We start from the raw sequence: 22,643 nt of genomic DNA on the forward strand, positions 1-22,643 counted from the left end.
GATCGCGTTCGTGAAATTTCAGGGGCAGTCGGGCCGGCGGGAGTGCTGTCAACCCCCGCCGTCCTTCCTTCTGCCAGTCGTGCGTCCAGACCGGCAAAAACAGCGTCAGCGGGTAGCCGGCTGCGGGATGCTGCGCGCGGCGCGTGCGATCACGGCCGCCACATCCTTCGGATGGGACTCGTAGACCGAGTGGCTGGCGCCGGGGATCACGGTGGTCTGGCTCTTGGCGCGTTCGTAGTACCAACGCTCGAGATCCGGATTGATGATCTGATCGCTGCCGGCGACGATGCCCCAGCTCGGCTTGGTCTTCCACGCCGCTGCCGTCAGCGGCGTGCTGAACACCTGCGTCGCCGCCGGGACCTGGGAGCGCGCAACGAACTCGGCGCGCTCACGCGGTAGATCGGGCGCAAACAGTTTCGGGAATTGCACGGGATCGAGATAGGTGAACTTATCGGGCGTGACCTTGATGACGCCTTCGGTCTTGCCGAGCACGCTCGGTGTCTTCTTGCCGAGCGCCGATTCGTCCTCGCCGACATCGGGCGCGTGCGCGGCGACGTAGACGAGACCGGCGACGTTGGGATGAACGCCGGCTTCGGTGATGATCGAACCGCCATAGCTGTGGCCGACGAGGAGCGTCGGGCCGTCCTGGAGATCGAGGATGCGCTTCGCCGCCGTGACGTCGTCGGCGAACGAAGTCTCGGGTTCCTGCACCATGGTGACGCGGAAGCCTTCCTTGGCGAGGATCTCGTAGACCGGCTTCCAGCCGGACCCATCCACCCAGGCGCCGTGCACCAGGACGATGTTCTTCAGGGGTTCGGCGCGCGCGGGGGCAACGGTCGCCATCAAGGAGAGAGCGGCGGCAAAGGCGAGACCAGCGTTGAGGTGTTTCATGTCGGGATCACTCCGGGTTGGAATGACGCGACACTAGTTTCGAGGCTTGCCTGCGTATTTCGGCAAACAACTGTCCTTGCCACTTCGCACGCCGCAGCACGCAAGCTACGACGATCAGCGCCCAAACATCATCCCGAGATGCATCTCTAACCGAGGGCCCACGTCATGCACACTGACATTCATGACATGATCTCTCGCAAGCGTGAACGGCCGGCGTTCGGACATGAAAGACGATCGATGCGCGCTCTGTCATTCACGACAACGTTCCTGACGTCACTCCAAATCCAAGCATAGGATCGAACAATGACATCCATCGCAACGTGCCGGGCCGCCGTCCTCGTCCTGCTGTGCGCAACAATGCCGGCTCATGCCGGCACCTGCACGGACGACATCGCGCAAACCCAGGCCGAGCTGGACCTAGCCATCGAGAAGGACGCGGGCTCCCACGGCTGGAAGCCGGAGAGCCTCAACGCACTGCGCAGCCATCAACCGACGCCCCGCTCGCTCGCGGAAGCAGAAGGCGGCAGCGGCGTCGATTTCACCGACGCGCTCGATTCGCTCGAGCGCGCGCGCATTGCCAATCGCACCGGCGATGTTGCCGCGTGCAGCCGGGAGATCGCACACGCGCGGGCCATCCTGAGATAGCGAAAGCCGTTTCAGGGCCGACGACGCGGCGACGCGCCAAAATGGTCGCGCGAAACAGAATGTGGCGCGCGAAGCGCCTAATGCGCCTCTCCGTCGTGCGGCCGGGCAGCAGGACGTGCGTTCTGGAAATACCCGCGCTCGCGCGGCTTCCTATTGTTCGATCGCAGCAGCCGGAGCTTTCATCCATGCGACAACAGCATTCAACATACAACAGTGTGATGCTTGCGACCGCCATGCTGTGGCTGGTCCCGGCTGCGGCCAACGCTCAAACAACGGTACCGGGCATGCAGCCGCCTACCGGCATGCTTGCGACGTCGCCTCTCAATCCGCAGTCCACGCGGCCGGTGGGCATTCCGCTGGGATCGACCGAGATCGCAACGCCGGGCATCTCGCCGATTAATCCCGCGCAAAGCATGTCGGGCTGCGCCGGATCCGGCAATGCCGCGTCGTCCGGGGCGTTGTTCGACGGCGGCGGGCTGTCCGGCACCTCATCGACCAATTGCGCCGGCAGCACCGCTGCGGCCTCATCCCTGCCCTCGACGTCGACGGTCGGGCGCGTTGGAATTCCGCTGGGCTCTACCGAGATCGGCGGCGCCGGAATCAGTCCGTCCGTGCCGGTGCCCGGCCCCACATCCATGGGCGGCACGACGTCGATCGACGGCTCCGGCAACCCCTGAGATCAAGAAGGACCATCGCCGTGAAACGGACCCTCACCATTGTGCTCGTTACTCTCGCCGTGATCCTGGCCGGTGCAGGCTTCTGGTTCTTTGGCACCGATCGGAAGCCGGCGGTGGCGGCTGCGCCCGCTCCCACCGCCGTGCCGGTGGTCGCCGCGACCATCACGGGCAAGGACGTGCCGATCTATCTGCGCGGCATCGGCACGGTGATCGCCTACAACACCGACGTCGTGCGCAGCCAGATCCAGGGGCAGATCGTCAAGATCGCCTTCACGGAAGGCCAGACGGTCAAAGCCGGCGACCTTCTGGCCCAGATCGATCCGCGTCCTTACGAAGCGCAGATCGAGCAGCTGACGGCCAATCGCGACAGGGACCAGGCGCAGCTCACGAACGCCGAGGCCAATCTCTCCCGCTACAATCAGCTCGGCGACAAGGGCTACGCGACGCCGCAACTGATCGAGACGCAGACCGCGCAGGTGGCCCAGCTCAAGGCCGCCGTGAAAGCGGACCAGGCCCAGATCGACGAGGCCAACGTCCAGCTCAGCTACACGCGCCTGACGTCGGCCATTCCCGGCATCACCGGCGTTCGCCAGATCGATGTCGGCAACGTGATCCATCCGACCGACCCCAACGGTCTCGTCGTCGTCACCCAGATCGAGCCGATCTCGCTGCTGTTCACCCTGCCCCAGACGGACCTGCCCGTGATCCAGGAGCACGCCGCAAAGGGCGAGCTGAAAGTCATCGCCTACAGCCAGGACAACAGGATGAAGCTCGACGAAGGCACGCTGCTGCTGGTCAACAACGAGATCGCGGGAACGACCGGCACCGTGCAGCTCAAGGCGGTATTCCCGAACCATGAGCACCGGCTGTGGCCGGGCCAGTTGGTGAACGCGCGCCTGCTGCTCGAGATCCAGAAGGGCGCGCTCACTGTGGCCGGTTCGGCCGTGCAGCAGGGGCCGAACGGCAGCTATGTCTATGTCGTGACCGGCGGCGAGACGGCCGCCTTGCGTCCCGTTCACGTCGCACAGATCAGCGATGGCCAGGCCCTGATCGACCAGGGACTGAAATCGGGCGACGTCGTCGTGATCGACGGCCAGTACCGGCTCTCGGAAGGCAGTCGCGTTCGCGAGCTGCACGGCAAGGCCGCGCGCGAAGCCGACCTGCAAAGCGCCGTGCAGGACGCGATCCCATGAACATCTCCGCGCCCTTCATCCTGCGGCCGATCGCAACCGCTCTGCTGATGGCGGGCTTGCTGCTGTGCGGCCTTGCGGCCTATCCGCTGCTGCCGGTCGGCGCGCTGCCGAACGTCAACTACCCGACCATCCAGATCTCGGCGCAATTGCCCGGTGCCGATCCGGGAACCATCGCGTCATCGCTCGCCACGCCGCTCGAGCAGCAGCTCAGCCAGATCCCCGGCGTCACCCAGCTCACCTCGTCCAGCGCGCTCGGCGTGGCCCAACTCACGGTGCAGTTCGAGCTATCGCGCACGGTCGACAGCGCCGCGGTCGACGTGCTGGCCGCGATCAACGCCGCGAGCCCCTTCCTGCCGCCGAACATCCCCTACCCCCCGACGATCAGGAAGGTGAATCCGGCGGAGACGCCGATCATGCTGATCGCGCTGACGTCGGACTCGCTGCCGCTGACCACGGTCGACGCCTATGCGGAAAACATCCTGCTGCCGAAGATCTCGCAGGTGCCGGGCGTGGGTCTCGTCGGCATCGGCGGACAGCAGAAGCCCGCGATCCGCGTTCGCGTCAATCCGCAGGCGCTCGCCGCCCGCGGCATCGGCCTCGAAGACGTCCGCAACGTGATCGCCGGCGCCAATGTCGATCTGCCCAAGGGCACGCTCAACAGCCCGCGCGTCACCTATACGCTGAACACCAACGATCAGCTGCTCAAGCCCTCCGCCTATGAAGGCCTCATCATCGCCTATCGCAACGGCTCGCCGGTGCGGATACGCGACATCGGCACGGCGGTCGACGGGCCCGAGAACGACCTCTTGGCCGGCTGGTACGGCAAGGATCCCGCCATCATCCTCGCCGTCCAGCGCGTTCCCGGCGCCAACGTGATCGAGACCGTCGATCGCATCAAGAAGCTGCTGCCGCAACTGCAGGCCTCCGTTCCGCCGGCGATCAAAGTGACGATCGCCGCCGACCGCACCGCCACCATCCGCGCCGCTGTCTCCGACGTTCAATTCACGCTGATGCTGACGGTCGCATTGGTCGTGATGGTCATATTCCTGTTCCTGCGGAATTTCTGGGCAACCATCATCCCGGCGATCACAGTTCCCCTGTCGCTGGTCGGCACGTTCGCGGTGCTTTACGTGCTCGGCTACAGCCTGGACAACCTCTCGCTGATGGCGCTGTCGATCGCGGTGGGCTTCGTGGTCGACGATGCCGTCGTCGTCATCGAGAACATCGTGCGGCATCTCGAGCAGGGTATGACGCCGATGGAGGCCGCGCTCAAGGGTTCCAGCGAAATCGGCTTCACGATCGTCTCCATCACCCTGTCGCTGATCGCGGTGTTCATCCCGCTGTTCCTGATGGGCGGTTATGTCGGCAAGCTGTTCCAGGAATTCGCCGTCACGATCACCGCCTCGCTGCTGTTGTCGCTGATCATCTCGCTGACGCTGACGCCGATGATGTGCGCGCGACTTTTGAAGGACCAATCGCGGAAGAAGCATGGCCGGGTTTACCTCGTCTTCGAACGTGGTTTCGATGCCCTGCTCGCGCTCTACGCGCGAGGCCTGCGCATCGTACTGCGCCATCGCTTCGTGACGCTGCTCGTGATGCTCTCGACCATCGCGCTGACCGGCTATCTCTACGTGATCATTCCGAAAGGCTTCTTTCCGCAGCAGGACACCGGGCAGATCGTCGGCATCACCGAAGCCGCACAGGATATCTCCTTCCCCGCGATGTCCGAACGCCAGCAGGCGGTGGTCGACATCCTCTCGAAGGATCCGGCGGTGCAATCGGTGGCGAGCTATATCGGCCCGGGCGGTCCGACTGCGACGCTCAACCAGGGACGCATCTTCATCGTCCTGAAGCCGAAGCCCGAGCGCAAGGCCAGTGCCGATCAGATCATCGAGCGGCTGGGGCCCGCGCTCTCCCATATTCAGGGCATCAGACTTTACATGCAGGCCGCGCAGGACATCACCATCGGCGCCCGGCTGTCGAAGACGCAATATCAGTACACGCTGACGGATGCCGATTCCAACGAGCTCACCAATTGGTCGGCGATCTTCCTGGCAAAACTCCGCGCGCTCGATCTCATCACCGACGTCGCGAGCGATCAGGCCAATGCCGGCCCCCGGCTCGAAGTCACCGTCAATCGCGAGGTCGCATCCAGCTTCGGCATCCTGCCCACGACGATCGACAACACGCTCGACGACGCATTCGGCCAGCGCATCGTCTCCACGATGTTCACCTCGCTGAACCAATACCATGTCGTGATGGAGGTCGATCCGCGTTTCCAGTACGGCCCCGAAGCACTCAAGGACATCTACCTGAACTCGGCCACCGGACAGCAGGTCCCCCTGAGCACGCTGGTTCACAGCGTGATCAAGCCCGCGCCGATCCTGATCAATCACCAGAGCCTGTTTCCCTCGGTGACGATCTCGTTCAATCTGAAGCCCGGCGTCGCATTGGGCGATGCGGTGACGGCGATCCAGACCATCGAGAAGAGCACCGGCAAGCCCGCCTCGCTCTCGACCTCGTTCCAGGGCAATGCGCAGGCGTTCCAGTCCTCCCTGTCGGGCACGCCGTTATTGATCGGCGCGGCGCTGATCGTGATCTACATCATCCTCGGCGTACTCTACGAGAGCCTGATCCACCCGATCACGATCCTGTCGACGCTGCCATCGGCCGGCATCGGCGCGCTGCTGCTGCTGCTGGCGGTCCACATGGATCTCAGCGTCATCGCCATCATCGGCATCATCCTGCTGATCGGCATCGTCAAGAAAAACGGCATCATGCTGGTCGATTTCGCCCTCGAGGTGGAACGCGAGCACGGGCTCAGCCCGGAAGAGGCGATCTACCAGGCCTGCACGCTGCGCTTCCGCCCGATCCTGATGACAACGATGGCCGCGCTGCTGGGTGGCGTGCCGCTGATGATCGGCAGCGGTACCGGCGCGGAGCTGCGCCAGCCGCTTGGCTATACGATCGTCGGCGGCCTGATGCTGTCGCAGGTCCTGACCCTCTACACCACGCCCGTCGTCTATCTCTATCTTGACCGGCTCGGCAATTGGCTCACCGGCCGCAAGCCGCGCGCGGCCGCGACGCCCACCCCATCCACGACCGAGGCCGATACGGGATTGCACCATGAATCCGCTTGAGAAGGTGATCGCCGGCATAACGGCAGAAAAGCTGGTGACCGTCACGCCCGAGATGACGGTCGGCCATGTGGTGCCGGGAATGCCTGAAGTTTACGGCACGCCGACGATGATCCTGCACATGGAGATGGCCACCGGATCGGCGGTTCAGCCGTTCCTGCCCGCCGGCCACGTCAGCGTCGGGATGATGGTCAATATCCGCCATCTGGCGGCTACCCCGGTCGGCCGCATCGTGCGCGCGATCGCGCGGGTGGTCACGGTCGAAGCCAGGAGCGTGTTGTTCGAGGTCGAGGTCTGGGACGGCGGCCGCAAGATCGGCGACGGCACCCACCGGCGCGGTGTTGTCGATGTCGCCGAGTTCGAGCGGCGATTTGGCGTGACGAAAGCCGTGTCAGAGATGGCGGTCGCAAACACCTCGCACCGAGACCGCGGAGGCGAAGCCGCGACAGTCTGATCTCGGGCCCGCAAGGCGACGTCGTGCGTTCTGACAAAAATCCGACGGAAAAGCAAAAGACCGATTTTCCGCGATGCGGTACACCGCGTGCGTCTCATGTCCGGGCATCCGGCTCTGGAATTGGTTTCATGCTCAGCGAGTACCTCTTGAACACCTTCAAGCTGCTGGCCCAGCCCGAACTCACCCACGAAGGCAAGACGTCTGCAACAGCCCACCGCACAGCGATGATCTGCTGGGCGTCGTGGCCGGACCAGTTGCGGTATGCTTCATGACGATCGAGAGTCAGCGGCGGGCTGCGACGGCCGAACGCCTGGATGGCGCGGCACGATCCAAGCGATGGTGGCTTCGCTGGTTGCCTGTCCAGATGGACCGCCGCAAGGATCGCTTCCTCGCCCAAGCTGCTCTTTTGCTGCTGGGAAGCGTCGGGCTGAGCTTCTTGTCGTTCGCCTACTTCATGCTCGGGCTCAGCTTCACCACCAGCGCTTTCGCACATCTGATCGTCATCGTCGTGTGGTCGCGGCGAGGCGGCTTCGTGACGTCGGCGATCCTTTCGGCGGTGGCGGTTGGCTGGCTGGCGTTCCTGTTCGTTGATCCCGTCCATTCATTTGGAGCGAGGGACCTTCGGGACGTCGTCGCTCTGGCCGCCTTTCTCGTCACGTCGCTCGTGATTGTGAACCTCGATAGTCAAGTGCGCCGCGAAGACGCATTGCGGAAAAATCAGGCCGCCTATCTCGCCGAGGCCCAGCAGCTTAGCCACACCGGCAGCTTCGGCTGGAACGTCGTGACCGGAGAGCTGTTCTGGTCGGATGAAACGTTCAGGATCTTCGATCTCGCACCGACATCGCGCCCATCGCTCGACGTCGTCCTGAAGCGCACGCATCCCGACGACGTCAAGGCCGTACGCCAGGCCATCGACCGGGCGGTGAACGAGAGGGGCGACTTCTCCCACGAAAACCGGCTGATGCTGGAGGACAGCTCGATCCGGACCATCCGCCTGGTCGCCCGCGGCATGACGAACGGCCGGGGCCAGTTCGAATTCGTCGGCGCGGTCATGGACATCACCGCCCAGAAGAAAGCCCATACCGAGCTGGAGCGGAGCGAGCAGCGTTACCGCCATTTGTTCAGCCGCATGCCGATCGCATTCCGGCAGCTCGATGCCAGCAGGCTGGTCGTGCTGTTCCGGAAATTGCGCGGCGAAGGGGTCAAGGACCTCGGCCCGTATTTCGACAGCCATCCCGAATTCCTCCGCACCTGCATGGACGCGCTCTCGTTTCAGGAGGCCAACGAACGGGCCATCCAGATGTTCGGAGGCGGCATCGATGACTATGTCGGACGTTCCATGGCCGAGACCTGGAAGGAGCGTCCCGATACGTTCCGGCGGGCCATGGAGTCCCGCTATCGCGGCGAGACGAACTTCGAGGAAGAGACCAGGATGGTCACGTGGGACGGCCGCGTCGTCGAAGTTCTCTTCACGACGGCCCGGGTCGGCCCCATCAACGATCTCGAAGTCAGCCTGGTCGGCACCATCGACATTTCACAGCGTGTTCGTGCCCAGCAAAAGCTCCAGCAGGTGCAGGCCGAGTTCGCGCATGCCGCGCGCGTCTCGATGCTCGGCGAGCTCACCGCGTCGATCGCCCACGAGGTCAATCAGCCGCTGGCCGCCATCGCCACCAACGGCGCCGCCGGCCTGCGGTGGCTGAACAGGCCCACGCCCGATATCGTCGAGATCCGCAAGACCATCGAGAACATCATCGTGGACACCCAGCGCGCCGCGAACATCGTGGCGCGCGTTCACGGGATGGCCTCCCGGAAGGCCCCCGAGCAGGCATCCCTGTCGTTCGACGAGATCATTCGCGAAGCGCTTCTCTTCCTTCGACACGAGATGGAATCCCGCAGCGTGACGATCCTGCACCGGCCCGATCCGAGCGCGTCGCAGGTGCTCGGTGACCGCACCCAGTTGCAGCAGGTGATCGTCAATCTGGCGATCAACGCGGCGCAGGCGATGACGCAAGAAGGATATGACGATCGCAGGATCTTCATCAACACGGTCACGCAGGACGCGGCCAATTTGTGCTGCTCCGTGGAGGACAACGGTCCCGGCATCGCCGCCGAACATGTCGATCGGCTGTTTGAAAGCTTTTTCACGACCAAGGACAGCGGCATGGGCATGGGACTGCCGATCTGCCGGTCGATCGTCGAAGCGCATGGAGGCCGGATCGGCGCCGAAGGCCATGGCGCGAACGGCGGCGCCCGCTTCTGGTTCACGCTGCCGATATCCGCTTCGCCGGCGGATTCGCCGCGCTGCGAGCTCCACGCCGAGACGTGACCGGACGTTTCCAGCGCAGCCGCTATTCTCCGGTCGCGACCGAACGCACCAGGCGGATCGGGACGCCCTTGAATGACGGCGTGAAGCTCTGGGGATCACGGGCATAGAGCGGCACCAGCGGATTGGTCTCCGGATAGTACGCCGCGCAGCAGCCGGCCGGAAAGGAATAGGCAACGACGCGGAAGTTGCGCACGATCCGCTCGGCGCCATCGGTCGAGACGGTGATCAGGTCGACGCGATCGCCATCGGCAAGCCCGCGCTTCCTCAGCTCGCATTCGTTGAGGAAGACCACATCGCGCTGGCCGAACACGCCGCGATAGCGGTCGGACGTCGAGTAGAGCGTGGTGTTGTACTGGTCGTGGCTGCGTATGGTGGTGAGCCACAGGAAATCGGGATCGCTCTGCGGCGGGTCCTCGCCGCAACCCGGGAAGACCAAAAAGTTCGCCCTGCCCGACGGCGTCGCCCAGATGCGCTCGCGTGCCGTCGAGGTGAGATGAAAGCCGCCGGGAACGCGGATGCGGGCATTGTAGCCCTGGAAGATCGGAAACACCGCCTCGATCGCATCGCGGATGCGGTCGTAATCAGTCACGAAGCCGTCCCAATCGACCACCGTGCGCTCGCCCAGCGTCGCCTTGGCAACGCCGGCGACAATCGCGATCTCGCTGAGGAGATGCTCCGATGCCGGCCTGTTGCGGCCGCCGGACGCGTGCACCATCGACATCGAATCCTCCACCGTGACCGACTGCGGCCCCGATTCCTGCACATCGATCTCGGTGCGCCCGAGGCACGGCAAGATCAGGGCGGCACGGCCGTGGATCAGGTGGCTGCGGTTGAGCTTGGTCGAGACGTGGACGGTCAGATCGAGCTTGCGAATCGCAGCCTGGGTCGCCCGCCAATCCGGAATGGCTGCGACGAAATTGCCGCCCATGGCGAAGAAGGCCTTCACCTCGCCGCGGATCATGGCCTCCAGCGCGGTGACCACATTGTGTCCCGGCGCAGCCGGAGGCTTGAAGCCAAAGCGCTGCTCCAGGCGCTCGAGGAAGTCTGCCTTGGGGACCTCCGTGATCCCCACGGTCCGATCGCCCTGCACGTTGGAATGACCGCGAACCGGGCAGACGCCGGCGCCATCGCGCCCCACATTGCCGCGCAACAGCGCGAGGTTCGCGATCTGCTGGACGTTATTCGCGCCGCGCCAGTGCTGGGTGATGCCCATTCCGTAGACGAGGATGGCGCGCTCGGACTTCATATAGGCGCCGGCCGCATATTCCATGTCCTCGCGCGTCAGGCCGGACTGACGTTCGATGTCCGGCCATTGCGTGCGCTTGAGATCCTCGATCAATGCTTCGATGCCGGCGGTGTGGCCGCGAATGAAATCCCAGTCCAGGATCTCCGGCTGCTCGGCGGCACGGGCGGCCTCGTCGGCTTCCACCAGGATCTTCATGATCCCCTTGAGGACGGCGACGTCGCCGCCGACCCGCACCTGGAAGAGCTTTGAGCTGATCGTCGTCGACGACAGCGTGATCATCTCGACCGGGCTCTGCGGCGACTGGAAACGTTCCAGCGCCCGCTCACGGAACGGGTTGAACGAGATGATGGAGGCGCCGCGGCGTGCCGCGTTGCGCAGGCTGGTCATCATCCGCGGGCTGTTGGTGCCCGGATTCTGGCCGAAGATGAAGATGCAATCGGCCTTGTCGAAATCCTCCAGCAGCACGGTGCCTTTGCCGACGCCCAGCGAGTACGGCAGGCCGACGCTGGTCGCCTCGTGGCACATGTTCGAGCAGTCGGGGAAGTTGTTGGTGCCGTATTCGCGCACGAAGAGCTGATAGAGGAAGGCGGCTTCGTTCGAGGTCCGCCCGGACGTGTAGAACTCCGCCATGTTCGGATCCGGCAAGGCCCGAAGCTCGCGACCGATCATGTCGAATGCATCGCTCCACTCCACCGGGAGATAGCGGTCGGATGCGGCGTCGTAGGCCATCGGATGGGTGAGCCGGCCGACCATTTCGAGATCGTAATCGTTCCAGCTCGCGAGCTCGGTGACGGTATGCTCGGCGAAGAATTCTGGCGTGCAGCGCTTCGATGTTGTCTCCCAGGCGATCGCCTTGCCGCCGTTCTCGCAGAATTCGAATGACGAGGTATGCTTCGGATCGGGCCAGGCACAGCCGGGGCAATCAAAGCCCTCCGGCTGATTCATCCGGCTGAGCGTCGCCGCGCCCTTCAGCGGCGCCCGCTGCACCAGCAGCGCCTCGCTGAGCGCCTTGAGTGCGCCCCAGCCGCCGGCGGGTTCACGATAGGGACGAACCGATTTCGTGGTCATCTCGATATCTCTCGATATGGCAATTCCGCGGCCAGTTAAGGATCGCGCGGGCAGAGCCGTCTTTTCAGAACGAAGCCGAATTTCGCAATTGCACACGTTCGGTCCCGGGCGGCGGACTGAAGCAGCCATGCATTCCGGCAAAAACAGCACCGTTCGCGGAAGCAGAATCGGCAACCGGAAACTAGGTTTGTCGGCCGGAGCCCCGTCGTTACGGGAGGGCTTTCGACATTTTTCAGGAGCGACCCAACATGTTTTCACGACGTGATTTGCTCGCCATGTCCGCGGCAGGCGCCGCCATGGTCGGTTCCAGCGCGCAGGCCGCAACCTTCGGCAATCCGGACGAGCCGCCGCAAGGCGCCGTGAACGCCAAGAGCCCCGGAAGCCTGACCGATCCCGGTCCCCAAAATCCTGAATTGGCCAAACAATTCCCCTCCGCGCAAACCCCGCCGGCGACCGACGTCGGCGGCCTGCCGATGGATTGGGCCTCGTTCAACAATGCGCCGAGGCGCATCCAGAATGGCGGCTGGGCGCGGCAAGTCACCGTCGAGGACTTCGCCATCTCGAAGGAGATCTCCGGCGTCAACATGCGGCTGTCCGCCGGCGGCATCCGCGAGCTGCATTGGCATCAGGCGGCCGAATGGGCGATCATGACCTACGGCAGCTGCCGCATCACCGTGCTCGACACGCAGGGGCGCCCCTATGTCGGCGACCTCAAGGCCGGCGACCTCTGGTATTTTCCGCCGGGCGCGCCGCATTCGCTGCAAGGATTGGGTCCCGACGGCTGCGAATTCGTGATCTGCTTCGACGACGGCCACGCCAATGAGTTCAACACACTGCTGGTGACGGATTGGCTCGCCCATACGCTCCCCGAAGTGCTGGCGAAGAATTTCGGTGTTCCGGTCGATGCATTCGCGAAGATTCCGCTGCACAATCTCTGGATCTTCCAGGGGACGGTGCCCGGCGATCTGGCTGCCGATCGCGCCGCAATCGCCAAGCATGCGGAGGCACCGCCCTATCCGTTCATCCATTCGCTCGGCAGTTCGGCCCCGGTGAAGGAGAGTTCCGCCGGCAGCATCCGCGTCGCCGACAGCAGCAACTTCAAGGTGGCCACCACCGTCGCCGCGGCGCTGGTCACGATGCCGCCGGGAGCGGTCCGGGAGATGCACTGGCATCCTAACGCCGACGAGTGGCAGTACTACATCAAGGGCAAGGCGCGGATGACGGTGTTCGACACCGGCCCCAACGCGCTGACGACGGATTTCTCGGCCGGAGATATCGGCTATGTCCGGCGCAATCTCGGCCATTATGTCGAGAATGTCGGCGATACCGAATTGCAGTTCGTCGGCGTGTTCCGAGCGCCCCGCTACGAGGAGGTGTCGCTCTCCAACTGGCTGACGCACACACCGCCCAGCCTGGTCGCCCAGCATTTCAACATCGACGAGAAGGCGATCGCCCGATGGCCGGACAACAGCCCCGGCGTCATGCCCAAGTCCTGACCGAGAGCTCCGGCAAAGGGTCCTGAACGAGAAAGGCGCCGAAACCGGCGCCTTTCTTTTATCGGCGGTCGGGCGTGCAGCCGTCAGTGGTGATCGGCAACAGGCGCCGTCTTGCCGCGGAAGACGCGATAACCGACGGCGACATAGAGCAGCATCAGCGGGAATGCGAACAGGCCGGCGCCCCAGAACATGAAGGCGAGACTTGCATGAGGCGCCGCGGCCTCGTCGATCGTGACGACGAACGGAATCATGTAGGGCCAGAACGACAGAGCGAGCGTGGCGAAAGCCGCCACGAAGATCAGCGCGACCATGTGGAACGGCCAATAATCGTCATGGACCAGGATGCTCTTGGCCAGCATCGCGGCCGCGCCGGCGCCGATCGCGGGAAACACGAGCAGATAGGGCCGGTCAGTCCAGCGCTTCAGAATCGGAAGATGTTCGGCAAGCGCATACGCAAAGACGACGACCAGGAACACCAGGACGCCGATGGCCAGCGGCGGGATCTGGCGCCGTGCGGCATCCCGAACGGGACCATCGCTCTTCCTGACCAGCCAGCACGCGCCGAGCAGCGAATAGCCGAAGCAGAGCCCGATCCCGCACAGGGCGGAAAAGGCGGTCAGCCAGCCGAGCGTTCCGCCGGTATAATCGCCGTTGGAGAACTGAAGTCCTTCGACGAGAGCGCCGACCATCGCGCCCTGCATGAAGCTGGCGGCAAACGAGCCCGCGACGAAACTGACGTCCCAGACCCAGCGCGAACGGCGCGCCTTGCCGCGAAACTCGAACGCCACGCCGCGCAGGATCAATCCGAGCAGCATCACGACGACAGGGATATAGAGGGCCGACATCACCATGGCGTAGACCACGGGGAACGAGCCCCACATGATCACGCCCGTGACGATCAGCCAGGTCTCATTGCCGTCCCAGACCGGAGCGACCGTGCTCAGCATGGCATCCCGTTTCGCCTCGCTGCCGGCCACGCCGAACAGCATGCCGACGCCGAGATCGAACCCGTCGAGCAGGAGATAGATCAGAATGCTGATGGCAAGAAGCGCAACCCAGTACATCACCATGGCTATTCTCCCGCCTCGAGATAGCTGCGTGCGGCCGGCACCTGATCGGCCAGCGACATCGGCCGATTGGGCACGGGAACGTGGCGTGGCCTGCCGCCGAGTCCCGCCGGGCCGGCACGCAGCAGCCGATAGATGTAATACGTCCCGAACGAGAAGATGAAGGCGTAGACCGCGACGAACAGGATCAGGGAAGCCATCGCAGCCGACGCGGTCAGGAACGGCGTCACGGCGTCCGCAGTGCGGAGCACGCCGTAGATGGTCCATGGCTGGCGCCCCACTTCCGCGGTATACCAGCCGGTGAGGATCGCGATCCACGGCAGCGGGAAGCTGAGGAAGATGCCCCACAGCAGCAGGCGGCTCCGATCGAGCCGATGGGTGAGGCCGAGCCAGGATCCGAGCCAGGCCAGCCCCAGCATCACGAAACCGCAGCCGACCATGATGCGGAAAGCGAAGAACGGGATCGCCACCGGCGGCCGGTCCTGCGGCGCGAAGCTGGTCAGGCCGACCTCCTTCGAGGTCAGGCTCATGCTGCCGATGATGCTCGCGAGCACCGGAATCGATATCGCGTATTTGTTCGATTCAGTGCTCGAATCCGGGATCGCGATCAGCACCTCCGAGGCCGGCTGCTCGTCATGCCAGCGTGCCTCGATCGCCGCGAACTTGGCCGGCTGGTAGTCGTGGACGTAATCGCCGACGAGATGCCCGATGAAGAGCTGGACCGGCAGCAGCACCGCCGCGAGCGCAAGGCCCATCCGCAGCATCACATGGGCCTCGGCGCGATAGGTCCGCCGCAGCAGATACCACGCGCCGGTCGCCGCCACGCAGAACGCGCCGGTCAGATAGGACGCGAGCAGCATGTGCGGAAACCGGACCCAGACCACCCGATTGAAGATGATCTGCGCCCAGTCATCAGGCACGAACTGGCCGTTCTGCAGGACGTAGCCGGTCGGCACCTGCATCCAGCTGTTGTTGACCATGATCCAGAATGCCGACAGCGTGGTTCCGAGCGCGACCATCGCGGTCGAGAACAGGTACAACCACGGCGGCACCCGGGACCGGCCGAAGATGAGGATGCCGAAGAAGCCCGCCTCCAGCATGAAGGCGGTGAATGTTTCGTAGGACAGAAGCGGGCCCTGGATCGGACCCGACATCTTCGAGAGCACGCTCCAGTTCGTTCCGAACTGAAACGCCATCACGACGCCCGATACGACGCCCATGCCGAATGCCACGCCGAAGATCTTGAGCCAGAACGCGAACAGGGTCCGGTAGACGGGCTTGCCGGTGGACTGGTGCATCGCTTCCAGCACGGTGAGCCAGGCCGCAAGCCCGATCGTGAATGCCGGAAAGATGATGTGGAACGAGATGGTGAAGGCGAATTGCAGCCGCGACAGGAGGAGTGCCGTCGGATCCATCGGATAGTCTCCCGTTCGCTCACGCCCGCTTCGCGGCCGCAGGCACGCGAGCGGCCGGCTGCGGAATGTTGTCGACCTTGAGGACCGCGGCCGCACCCCGCAGCTTATCCGCGAAAACGGCGCGCGCTTCCGCGAACGAACGTCCTTTTGCCGAATGGCATGATGCGCGCCTCGACCTGCAACGAGCGAGCACGATATCAGTGCGAATGGCTTCGCCGGCGGCAGAGCCAGAGAACGTACACCGACGATGCGATCGGCATCGCGAGGCTCCATGTTCCCAGCAATTTCGTCACGCAACCGCCGACGGCAGCCCCAAGCAGGAACATCAAGCAGAGCGTGAGCATGGTTCCGGTGCCACGCACCGCGTCGCGATCGGACGCCGCAACGAACTGATCCATGGCGCGGAGCATGTTCCCGGTGACCGTGACCGAGAGATATTTCCAGCGACCGACCTGTCTGAAGCTCGCCGACTGCAACGCGACGCCAAAGGAGATGACGAGGATCGCGATCTCATCCGAAACGCGATGAAGCAACAGCATCGTCGCGGCGAGGCAGACGATCTCTCCGATGAGGCAGCGTAGCGCCGCCCGGGTGCGAACCGCCACCAGCGCTCCCAGGACGAAGGCCGCGAGCGGAAGAAGATGGTGAAGCGCGCGCTGCCACTGCCCAGACTGCGCATAGATCCCGAGGAAGACGACATTGCCGGTCTGCGAGTTCGCGAAGACGCCGAGTGACAGCCAGGTAAAGGCGTCGAGAAAACCGCCCGACATGCTCAGCACAGAGGCAACCAGCAGCGATCGTTCTGGAGCGCAGACTTCGACGCTTGTCCCGGCCAAGGGCTCCAGTGATGCAGTTTGCATCGCCATATTCGCGGGTCCGCGGAAGTCAGCAGCCGGCGCGCGGCGCGGCCTCGTCAGGCAGCAGGACGCGGCGCGGATGCGTGAATACGCCGTATCCGTCATCGCGGGCGACGGCGAGTAGCGTGATTCCCGCCTCGTTCGCGGTCTGGATCGCGAGCGCGGTCGGCGCGGAAACGGCGACGACGACCGGCGCGCCGATCATCGCGGCCTTCTGCACCATCTCCACCGAAACGCGGCTCGTCAGCAGCACGGCGCCGTCGCAGGCTGATCTGCCGTCGCGGACGATTGCGCCGGCAAGCTTGTCGAGCGCATTGTGCCGGCCGACATCCTCCCTGATCACGGCAATGCCGCTGCGAGGGCGCCACAAGGCTGCCGCGTGAACGGACCGTGTCTGCTGATTCAAGATCTGCAGCGGAAACAGCGCCTGCATGGCAATCAGCAGGTCCTGCGCATGAAAGGCAATGCCACGCCCTTCGACGCGTGACGGCGTGCGACGCGCCTGTTCGAGGCTTTCGATGCCGCATAACCCGCACCCGACCGGGCCGCTGATGGCGCGGCGGCGTGCGGCCAGGGTCGTCGCGCGGTCGCCATCAAGCCACATCCGCACTTCCATGCCGAGCTCGTTCGAGATCAGCTCGATGCTGCTGATCTCGCTTGCGCGGTCGATGATTGCCTCGGTGAGGCTGAAGCCGACACCGAAATCCTCCAGATCGGCCGGCGTTCCCATCATCACGGCATGGGTCGATCCATTGTAGGTGAGCGCGATGGCGCTCTCCTCGGCAACCAACCGCGACGTCGATTTCGTGCGGCCGCTGCGCCAGGCGATCTCCCGGTGCCGCGTGAATGTCGACCCTGTCATCATGGCTCACACCGCCGCTGGCTTGGCCGAATGCCGCGAGGCTCGGCTTCTGAGCGCGAGCCCGAATGCAATAAAGCCCCAACCCTGGAAAACCAGATCGACGACCAGCATCGCACCGAGCAGCCACAGACCGACGGCAGGCAAGATCGCGATCAGCATGGCGCCGACGCAGAACGTCACAACGCCGGCTGCCACGATCCAGCGCCAGCCCGCCGCCGGCCGCATATGGAAACCTGCCCAGATCCGCGTCGCACCGGCAACGACCAGGAAAGCGCACACCACGAGCGACAGCGTGAACGAAGCCCGGAGCGGATCGTAGAGGATGACGGCTCCGGCCGCGGCATAGACGATCCCGGCGAGCAGCCAGAACAGGAAGCCGCGCAGGCCGTGCACCGAAAAGGCATGCGCGATCTGGAAGATCCCGGCGACTGCCATGGTGGCGCCAATGACGAGCACGGAGGCGAGGCTCGCCGCCATCAGATTGGCCGATGCAATGCCGCCAAGGATCAGTTCACCGACCCCCAGCGCAACGAACCAGCCCCATTTTCCGCTGATCGCGTGAATGGCCCTTCCGAGCGACGCCTTCGAGTTCGAAATATCCGTCATGGCTTGACCTTTGTACGTCTGACCGGCCTGCCGGTCATGGATGCGGTCAAGCCTATAGAGATCCGCCTCCGGTCATCTTTCGAGGATGCAGCGACATTGTTTCATCCGCACGATGCGGAATGCTGCCTTGAGATTCACGACCGATCGGGACGCGGCGCGCGGCTTGGTCGATCAATTCGAAGACGATCAGCCAGCAATACGCGGCAGCGAGCGGCCGGCTTCGCTTTCCCGGCCGCATTCCATGCCAGGTACTTACGAGGTCGGGCCGCCTCGGCCGGTCTCGTACAGAAACCAGATCCGCCGTTCCGTCTCGTCGATCCAGTTTTCGAGCAGGCTTGCGGTGGCGACATCGCCGTATTCGTCGCAGAGCTCGTGGACCCGGCGCATTTCCCGCGTCAGTTGCTGATTGTCGCTGCGCAGCTCGGCCAGCATGTCCTGCGGCTCGACATAATCGGCGTCGTTGTCGAGAATGCGCTGCTCGCGCGCGATCTGGCCGATCGAGCGCAGCGTCGTTCCGCCGATCTTGCGTGCCCGCTCGGCAATGTCGTCGGTCATGGCAAAGATCTGCTCGGCCTGCTCGTCGAGCAAGAGGTGGTAGTCGCGAAAGTGCCGGCCCGACACGTGCCAGTGGAAATTCTTGGTCTTCAGGTACAGCGCAAAAACGTCGGCCAGCAGCGCCCTCAGGGCAGCTGGAATGTCCCGGTTCGCATTGGCCCCGAGATCCGTTGGGGTTTGGATATCTGCTTTGGTCATTGTCGTCATCCTTGCTGGAGGTTGAAAAATTTGAGCCGCGCGTGTCGTCGGCGCACGAGCGCTCATTCTGCCGGCGTCGTCCTATTCCGCAGTGGAAAGGGTGCGATCGTGCCGAGCACGCCGTCGCGGCGGACCAATGCGTGGAACAGCGCTGCCGCCAGATGCAGCAGCACGAGGGCAAAGAACGCGAAACCCAGATAAAAATGAGCATTCCACAGCAGTGTGTGCACGCGGTCGCTCTGCGGCAGCAGCGCCGGAATTTCAATCCCGCCATACAGGACAACCGGATAGGCCGCGGCCCAGAGCATGCCGAGACCCAGCAGCGGCATGACGATCATGAAGCCATAGAGGGCCAGATGCGACAATTTCGCTCCGAGCTTCATCGCCGGCGGAAGGTCGGCCGGCAACGGTGGCGCGCCGTAATGGAGCCGCAGAGCCAGCCTGATCACAACGAGGACCAGAAGCGCGAAGCCGAGCGTCTTGTGGATCAGGATGAGCGGCAGGTATTTTGGCGCCACGGTGGACACCATGCCGACGCCGATGAAGAGCATCGCGATGATACAGGCCGCCATCAGCCAATGCAGAAGGCGCTGGATCGGCGCGAAACGACGAGGCATGTTGCTCATGGCCTGGCCGCCCCGATTCGCGGATAGTCGCCGGCTTCGGCCGCGCGCAAATCGTAGGATTTGCGGTAGACCGACGAGCGCGCGGCCGGGAAAGGATCGTCCGACACCCGGATTCCCCGCGGCAGCACGGTGGGATCAAAGTTGATGTCGCGGCAGGGTCCATCCCGCTCGGGTTCGATCCGCTGCACGACAAGCGTTCCGACCTGCACCGTACGACGCCCGTCGGGCCAGGCCTTGCTCGGGTCCGCGGTCGGATCACCGGGATCGGCGACAGTCGTGACCATGGTCCAGCGTTGCGGGCCAGCGGTCCGCACCCGCTCCGCTATCTCCTGCTCGAGAAAATCCGGACCGCGTTTTTCCAGTTCGGCTTGCGACACCGGAACGACCGTCGCGGCCGGCCGCAGCGACCATCGCACCGCGTGCTCGCCGCCGTTCGCATCCGTGAAGATGAAGCTGTTGAGGCCGTTGTAGGCATCCTCCGCATAGCTCGCGGTCCAAGGTGCGGTCTTGGCCCAGGTCGCGAAGGCAGCAAATTCCGGATTTGCCTGGATGAAAATCTTCATGGCCTCCGGATCCTTCTTGCCGGATGCAATCAGCAGATCGTGGAACGCTTGCGGCGTCGACACTGCAAAGACCGGCGGGTCGATCAGCGCCATCCGCCACTCTTCGCCGTCCGCCGCTGCGATCCGCAATCCCAAACCGCGCACGCGCACAGTCGCATCCACGGCGTTCGGGTCGGCTGTGCCAAGATTGAAGCGGCCCAGGGCCGGATACGCGCCTCGCTCGAAAACTCTGGCCTTCGAGAGCTCGACGCCGTTTCCGTTCGACTCGAAGATGCCGGTGAAGCAGATTCCCTTGGCATGATTTCGCCGGTGCCCGGGCGGCGCGCCACTCGGAGGCGTCAGCGCCAAAATCATCCGCTCCGGCGTCAGGCGCCCGGGCGAGAGCCACCCCGCCGTGTAGGCGAACGCTGCAGCGCCACCTCCGAGGACGGCCGCAATCAACACGAGCCAGCCGAGCCCCGAACGCGGCAGATTTCCTGACTGATTCACTGCTTCTCCTTGCCATGCGCAAACAGCCCCGCAGACCGGCCAGGCGGCTCGTTCTGTCAAGCGGTTCGGGTTCCTTGTAGCCGCCGACCACGGCCGCGATCTTCTGAAACCCACCGCCAATTTCGCGAAGGCACGTTCGGGCTTGTCCGCGCCGCGAAGAAGGCGCGTCCTGATCTGCTTTCGCGCCTTATCGAAACAATTCGTGCGATCCGAGAATCACCCGTGGGGCTCGAAAGACCCGTCCTGCGTCTAAGCCCATTTCAGATGCTCTCCGCGCAAGGCCAGCGCATGCGCGCTCTTCAGCAGCCGCGGCAGATCGATCCTTCCAGCATCTTCTCGAGCCGCGCATCGTCCTTGTCGATGGTCGGGTCCGTGCCAAGCAACGGTCCCTTCATGACATGACCGGCGCTGCCGGACGACGGAAGTGCGGTCCCCAGTGAATTCGTTCCCGGCGCGGCGGCGCTCGTGCCGAGCGTACCGCCGCTTTCCATCGACATGTGCGACCCCGTACTGCCGCGCGCGGACACAGCCCCCGAAAGCGCAACACAGGCGACGACGCAAATGAAAGCAGATGATCTCATTCCTCATACTCCAGATGTTCGCAAGATCTGCTCCCCAGAAACGGACACCGGGCGCGTTTGATCACGCACATTCGCGCGATGGGTCTGACAACGATGACAGAATCTTCTCGCAAGAGTGATGCACATACGCCGGGACGCTTCGACCGGACTACCTACATAAAGTCTCATCAAAACAATTTTCGGAAACGCCACCAGCCGAGCAGCGATCATCGCCAAGCGACTCTCCGCACGGAGCAAGCAATGGAGAATCGCCATGAGTATATTCAAGGTTCTGATCGCGACAGCGCTGATCTCAACGACAACGATATCGTCCGCATCCGCAGCCTGGTCTTTCGCCGACCAGGAGCCGGCAGCCTTCGCATCGATGTACCCCGATCGCGACGTTCTGAATGGTGGCGCGCTGACGCCCGCCGGACGAATGGGGCTCGAGCGGCCCGGTGGTGCCGCGCCCGTATTTCCCGCGGGCCAGGATTGGTATCTGCAAAAACAGCGGCCTCGATCGGAATTCCGTCGTTGATCACGTGCTCGATTTGGGTCGAGCCATGGACTGCAGCGGCGTCGTGCGAAGACGACAATGTTCGTTCGATCAGCACTGCGGATCCGGCGCACGCATGTACATGTCTCAGATGCGGGCCGAGGCGTTCCCGGCGTCGCTTTCTCAAGGAGATGTTCGATGACTACACTGAAGATCTTGTCCGCCGGATTCGTGGTCGCAGCCATGATTGCCTCCCCTGTGATGGCTCGCGAAGGCAACGCGAAGCGTACCAATGTCGACGCCTATGCGTCGGCTCAGCGCGTTCCGGTCATCGCCAAGCGTGGCTGCGCCCGTGCTCCCGACGTCGGCGCATACGCGACCGCTCCCTGGCGCCGGCCGCCGTGCGAGCCCACGTCGGGCTATTGAGTTCGCGGACCGGAGCAAGTCCGGCTGAGGAGGGACGGCGGCTCACGATAGGGCCGCCGTTCTTGCAACCGGGGCACGTCCAGCTCAGCATCCCGGCGGCAGGATCGGCGACACGCCCGGCGTCGGCGCTGCGCCTGAGGCGTTGGCCGGCAACATCGTCGCGGGCTCCGCCAGATTCATCGAGACTCCTTCCGCGCAAGCCGAGCTGTTAGGGCTGGGCACGACGGCGGCATTCGGGTCGATGCCCGTGCCGCCGGCGCCGTTGGTGTCCGCCAGGATCGTGCCGGGCGCGGGGCTTGCGGGCACTTGCGAAATCGAAAGCGGCAGAGACGCAGCGCTCGTCACCTGCCCTCCCGGCGTTGAGCTGCATGCGACCGCCGCCCCCGTTCCCGCCGGCGCAGCCGCGGAGATTGTCCCGATGGAGCTGCCGTTCTGCCCTGTAACCGGCAGGATCGGAGCTGCGATGCCCGATGGGGAAAGGCCCGTGGGCGATACGGTCGGAGTCGCCGGCACCGGCGTTGGCGATGACACCGGTGGCGCGCAGACGACCACCGTCCCTGGCGTGGTCGGATCCGACGCGAGCGGAACGGGCGCCAGCGTCGTATCCGGCGCACCCGACACGGTCGTTGCGGAAAACGGTCCCGGACTGTTGAGCGGCGAGATCACGATCGCGCCCGGCACCGTCGGCAGACCCATTGCCGTACTGCCGGTCGTTGCGATTTGTGCCTTGCCCGGGGCCAAGCCGAGCAGGAAAGCGACCATCATTGCGAACGCGACCCGCATCATCTTT

Annotated in this window: 22 protein-coding genes; 10 read left to right on the forward strand and 12 right to left on the reverse strand. The window is 64.3% G+C overall.

The window, feature by feature from the left end; all coding sequences use genetic code 11:
• Positions 1 to 105: 105 nt before the first annotated feature.
• Positions 106 to 891 (reverse strand): alpha/beta hydrolase, encoded by a 786-nt coding sequence (locus QCM77_RS26500; RefSeq protein ID WP_279685546.1) that lies wholly within the window; start codon positions 889 to 891, stop codon positions 106 to 108.
• Between the two features lie 303 nt (positions 892 to 1,194).
• Between QCM77_RS26500 and QCM77_RS26505 the strand changes: the two genes are divergently transcribed.
• The 7 genes from QCM77_RS26505 to QCM77_RS26535 all read left to right on the forward strand — a co-directional run bounded on the left by QCM77_RS26505 (position 1,195) and on the right by QCM77_RS26535 (position 9,323).
• Entirely contained in the window at positions 1,195 to 1,536 is a 342-nt protein-coding gene (locus tag QCM77_RS26505) for a hypothetical protein (protein WP_279659316.1), read from the forward strand.
• Positions 1,537 to 1,616: 80 nt separating this feature from the next.
• A complete protein-coding gene (locus QCM77_RS26510) occupies positions 1,617 to 2,213 on the forward strand; it encodes a hypothetical protein (RefSeq protein WP_279685548.1) in 597 nt (198 codons plus the stop codon).
• A gap of 20 nt (positions 2,214 to 2,233) precedes the next feature.
• A complete protein-coding gene (locus tag QCM77_RS26515; protein ID WP_279685549.1) occupies positions 2,234 to 3,406 on the forward strand; it encodes an efflux RND transporter periplasmic adaptor subunit in 1,173 nt (390 codons plus the stop codon).
• Positions 3,403 to 6,546, forward strand: a complete 3,144-nt coding sequence (locus tag QCM77_RS26520; RefSeq protein ID WP_279685551.1) for an efflux RND transporter permease subunit — start codon at positions 3,403 to 3,405, stop codon at positions 6,544 to 6,546. Before QCM77_RS26515 ends, QCM77_RS26520 begins: the two co-directional genes overlap by 4 nt.
• Positions 6,533 to 6,997, forward strand: a complete 465-nt coding sequence (locus QCM77_RS26525; RefSeq protein WP_279685552.1) for a thioesterase family protein — start codon at positions 6,533 to 6,535, stop codon at positions 6,995 to 6,997. Before QCM77_RS26520 ends, QCM77_RS26525 begins: the two co-directional genes overlap by 14 nt.
• A 23-nt stretch (positions 6,998 to 7,020) precedes the next feature.
• Positions 7,021 to 7,269 (forward strand): hypothetical protein, encoded by a 249-nt coding sequence (locus QCM77_RS26530; RefSeq protein ID WP_279685553.1) that lies wholly within the window; start codon positions 7,021 to 7,023, stop codon positions 7,267 to 7,269.
• Positions 7,266 to 9,323: an ATP-binding protein gene (locus tag QCM77_RS26535; RefSeq protein ID WP_279685554.1), complete on the forward strand. Its 2,058-nt coding sequence runs from the start codon at positions 7,266 to 7,268 to the stop codon at positions 9,321 to 9,323. The genes QCM77_RS26530 and QCM77_RS26535 overlap by 4 nt, the downstream gene beginning before the upstream one ends.
• A 22-nt stretch (positions 9,324 to 9,345) precedes the next feature.
• Here QCM77_RS26535 and QCM77_RS26540 read toward each other — a convergent pair whose 3' ends face one another.
• Positions 9,346 to 11,637, reverse strand: a complete 2,292-nt coding sequence (locus QCM77_RS26540; RefSeq protein WP_279685555.1) for an FdhF/YdeP family oxidoreductase — start codon at positions 11,635 to 11,637, stop codon at positions 9,346 to 9,348.
• 248 nt (positions 11,638 to 11,885) lie between these two features.
• Here QCM77_RS26540 and QCM77_RS26545 point away from each other — a divergent pair, with 248 nt between their 5' ends.
• Complete coding sequence (locus QCM77_RS26545; protein ID WP_279685556.1) at positions 11,886 to 13,133, forward strand: oxalate decarboxylase family bicupin; 1,248 nt, start codon at positions 11,886 to 11,888, stop codon at positions 13,131 to 13,133.
• Positions 13,134 to 13,216: 83 nt separating this feature from the next.
• Here QCM77_RS26545 and cydB read toward each other — a convergent pair whose 3' ends face one another.
• The 9 genes from cydB to QCM77_RS26590 form a co-directional block, all read right to left on the reverse strand.
• Positions 13,217 to 14,203, reverse strand: a complete 987-nt coding sequence (gene cydB, locus QCM77_RS26550) for a cytochrome d ubiquinol oxidase subunit II (RefSeq protein ID WP_279685557.1) — start codon at positions 14,201 to 14,203, stop codon at positions 13,217 to 13,219.
• Positions 14,204 to 14,205: 2 nt separating this feature from the next.
• A complete protein-coding gene (locus QCM77_RS26555; protein ID WP_279685559.1) occupies positions 14,206 to 15,615 on the reverse strand; it encodes a cytochrome ubiquinol oxidase subunit I in 1,410 nt (469 codons plus the stop codon).
• A gap of 197 nt (positions 15,616 to 15,812) precedes the next feature.
• On the reverse strand, positions 15,813 to 16,475 hold the full coding sequence (locus QCM77_RS26560) for a YoaK family protein (protein ID WP_279685561.1): 663 nt from the start codon (positions 16,473 to 16,475) through the stop codon (positions 15,813 to 15,815).
• Positions 16,476 to 16,500: 25 nt separating this feature from the next.
• Entirely contained in the window at positions 16,501 to 17,337 is an 837-nt protein-coding gene (fdhD, locus tag QCM77_RS26565) for a formate dehydrogenase accessory sulfurtransferase FdhD (protein ID WP_279685563.1), read from the reverse strand.
• A 3-nt stretch (positions 17,338 to 17,340) separates the two neighbouring features.
• Entirely contained in the window at positions 17,341 to 17,940 is a 600-nt protein-coding gene (locus tag QCM77_RS26570; RefSeq protein WP_279685565.1) for an HdeD family acid-resistance protein, read from the reverse strand.
• Between the two features lie 252 nt (positions 17,941 to 18,192).
• Positions 18,193 to 18,693, reverse strand: a complete 501-nt coding sequence (locus QCM77_RS26575; protein ID WP_279659303.1) for a Dps family protein — start codon at positions 18,691 to 18,693, stop codon at positions 18,193 to 18,195.
• Between the two features lie 62 nt (positions 18,694 to 18,755).
• Entirely contained in the window at positions 18,756 to 19,319 is a 564-nt protein-coding gene (locus QCM77_RS26580) for a cytochrome b (protein WP_279659302.1), read from the reverse strand.
• Positions 19,316 to 20,371, reverse strand: coding sequence for a catalase family peroxidase (locus QCM77_RS26585; RefSeq protein ID WP_279685567.1), 1,056 nt, complete (start codon positions 20,369 to 20,371; stop codon positions 19,316 to 19,318). The genes QCM77_RS26580 and QCM77_RS26585 overlap by 4 nt, the downstream gene beginning before the upstream one ends.
• A gap of 299 nt (positions 20,372 to 20,670) precedes the next feature.
• Positions 20,671 to 20,868, reverse strand: coding sequence for a hypothetical protein (locus QCM77_RS26590; protein WP_279685568.1), 198 nt, complete (start codon positions 20,866 to 20,868; stop codon positions 20,671 to 20,673).
• 337 nt (positions 20,869 to 21,205) lie between these two features.
• On the opposite strand from QCM77_RS26590, the gene QCM77_RS26595 reads away from it, so the two are divergent.
• Together QCM77_RS26595 and QCM77_RS26600 are read left to right on the forward strand one after the other, a co-directional pair.
• The gene (locus QCM77_RS26595; RefSeq protein ID WP_279659299.1) at positions 21,206 to 21,469 is read left to right on the forward strand and encodes a hypothetical protein; all 264 of its coding nucleotides are present in this window, start codon (positions 21,206 to 21,208) and stop codon (positions 21,467 to 21,469) included.
• A gap of 156 nt (positions 21,470 to 21,625) precedes the next feature.
• Positions 21,626 to 21,853, forward strand: a complete 228-nt coding sequence (locus QCM77_RS26600; RefSeq protein WP_279685570.1) for a hypothetical protein — start codon at positions 21,626 to 21,628, stop codon at positions 21,851 to 21,853.
• A gap of 84 nt (positions 21,854 to 21,937) precedes the next feature.
• On the opposite strand, the gene QCM77_RS26605 is transcribed toward QCM77_RS26600, so the two are convergent.
• A complete protein-coding gene (locus QCM77_RS26605) occupies positions 21,938 to 22,639 on the reverse strand; it encodes a hypothetical protein (RefSeq protein WP_279685571.1) in 702 nt (233 codons plus the stop codon).
• Between the last annotated feature and the right edge of the window lie 4 nt (positions 22,640 to 22,643).

Source organism: Bradyrhizobium nivariense (assembly GCF_029846695.2).
Taxonomy (GTDB): domain Bacteria; phylum Pseudomonadota; class Alphaproteobacteria; order Rhizobiales; family Xanthobacteraceae; genus Bradyrhizobium.

What these genes read in the sequence shown, in the direction of transcription:
- QCM77_RS26500 (WP_279685546.1), bottom strand. Translation starts at nt 891, where the DNA reads ATGAAACACCTCAACGCTGGTCTCGCCTTTGCCGCCGCTCTCTCCTTG.
- QCM77_RS26505 (WP_279659316.1), top strand. Translation starts at nt 1,195, where the DNA reads ATGACATCCATCGCAACGTGCCGGGCCGCCGTCCTCGTCCTGCTGTGC.
- QCM77_RS26510 (WP_279685548.1), top strand. Translation starts at nt 1,617, where the DNA reads ATGCGCCTCTCCGTCGTGCGGCCGGGCAGCAGGACGTGCGTTCTGGAA.
- QCM77_RS26520 (WP_279685551.1), top strand. Translation starts at nt 3,403, where the DNA reads ATGAACATCTCCGCGCCCTTCATCCTGCGGCCGATCGCAACCGCTCTG.
- QCM77_RS26525 (WP_279685552.1), top strand. Translation starts at nt 6,533, where the DNA reads ATGAATCCGCTTGAGAAGGTGATCGCCGGCATAACGGCAGAAAAGCTG.
- QCM77_RS26535 (WP_279685554.1), top strand. Translation starts at nt 7,266, where the DNA reads ATGACGATCGAGAGTCAGCGGCGGGCTGCGACGGCCGAACGCCTGGAT.
- QCM77_RS26540 (WP_279685555.1), bottom strand. Translation starts at nt 11,637, where the DNA reads ATGACCACGAAATCGGTTCGTCCCTATCGTGAACCCGCCGGCGGCTGG.
- QCM77_RS26545 (WP_279685556.1), top strand. Translation starts at nt 11,886, where the DNA reads ATGTTTTCACGACGTGATTTGCTCGCCATGTCCGCGGCAGGCGCCGCC.
- cydB (WP_279685557.1), bottom strand. Translation starts at nt 14,203, where the DNA reads ATGGTGATGTACTGGGTTGCGCTTCTTGCCATCAGCATTCTGATCTAT.
- QCM77_RS26555 (WP_279685559.1), bottom strand. Translation starts at nt 15,615, where the DNA reads ATGGATCCGACGGCACTCCTCCTGTCGCGGCTGCAATTCGCCTTCACC.
- QCM77_RS26560 (WP_279685561.1), bottom strand. Translation starts at nt 16,475, where the DNA reads ATGCAAACTGCATCACTGGAGCCCTTGGCCGGGACAAGCGTCGAAGTC.
- fdhD (WP_279685563.1), bottom strand. Translation starts at nt 17,337, where the DNA reads ATGATGACAGGGTCGACATTCACGCGGCACCGGGAGATCGCCTGGCGC.
- QCM77_RS26570 (WP_279685565.1), bottom strand. Translation starts at nt 17,940, where the DNA reads ATGACGGATATTTCGAACTCGAAGGCGTCGCTCGGAAGGGCCATTCAC.
- QCM77_RS26575 (WP_279659303.1), bottom strand. Translation starts at nt 18,693, where the DNA reads ATGACCAAAGCAGATATCCAAACCCCAACGGATCTCGGGGCCAATGCG.
- QCM77_RS26580 (WP_279659302.1), bottom strand. Translation starts at nt 19,319, where the DNA reads ATGAGCAACATGCCTCGTCGTTTCGCGCCGATCCAGCGCCTTCTGCAT.
- QCM77_RS26590 (WP_279685568.1), bottom strand. Translation starts at nt 20,868, where the DNA reads ATGTCGATGGAAAGCGGCGGTACGCTCGGCACGAGCGCCGCCGCGCCG.
- QCM77_RS26595 (WP_279659299.1), top strand. Translation starts at nt 21,206, where the DNA reads ATGAGTATATTCAAGGTTCTGATCGCGACAGCGCTGATCTCAACGACA.
- QCM77_RS26600 (WP_279685570.1), top strand. Translation starts at nt 21,626, where the DNA reads ATGACTACACTGAAGATCTTGTCCGCCGGATTCGTGGTCGCAGCCATG.
- QCM77_RS26605 (WP_279685571.1), bottom strand. Translation starts at nt 22,639, where the DNA reads ATGATGCGGGTCGCGTTCGCAATGATGGTCGCTTTCCTGCTCGGCTTG.